This is a genomic window from Pseudomonas sp. SIMBA_041 (assembly GCF_046535095.1).
Classification (GTDB): domain Bacteria; phylum Pseudomonadota; class Gammaproteobacteria; order Pseudomonadales; family Pseudomonadaceae; genus Aquipseudomonas; species Aquipseudomonas mucoides.
In genome coordinates this window covers 1-351 of sequence record NZ_JAWRXJ010000094.1, presented here as the reverse complement: position 1 = coordinate 351, position 351 = coordinate 1, and the positions used below count along the sequence as shown (strand labels likewise).

1 protein-coding gene is annotated in these 351 nt (G+C 59.5%); it reads left to right on the top strand.

Annotated features, from left to right (window positions below):
- Positions 1–351: LysR substrate-binding domain-containing protein (locus SB725_RS30375; protein WP_410923055.1), on the top strand; the 351-nt coding region annotated here is incomplete at both ends.

The window sequence follows — 351 nt, the reverse complement described above, 5'->3', positions numbered from 1 at the left end:
ATGATCGCCGTGCGCATCAGCCCCGATGTCCCGCTAGTGATCGTTGGCTCACCCGCCTACCTTGAAGGCCGATCGTTGCCCAAGTCGCCCGAAGATCTGCTCAACCACGACTGTGTGACTTTGCGACTCACGACCACGAAAGGCGTGTACGCATGGGAACTCAAGAAGGGCAAGCGGGAAATCCAGGCACGCGTGAGCGGTCAATTGACGTTCAACACCCAACAGCAGATGTTGCAAGCCGCGGTGGACGGATTCGGCCTCGCGTTCCTGCCCGAAGACGCAGTGCGCCCCTATCTCGAGCAGGGAAAGTTGCAAAGTGTCCTCAAGGACTGGTGCCCGGCATTTCCTGGC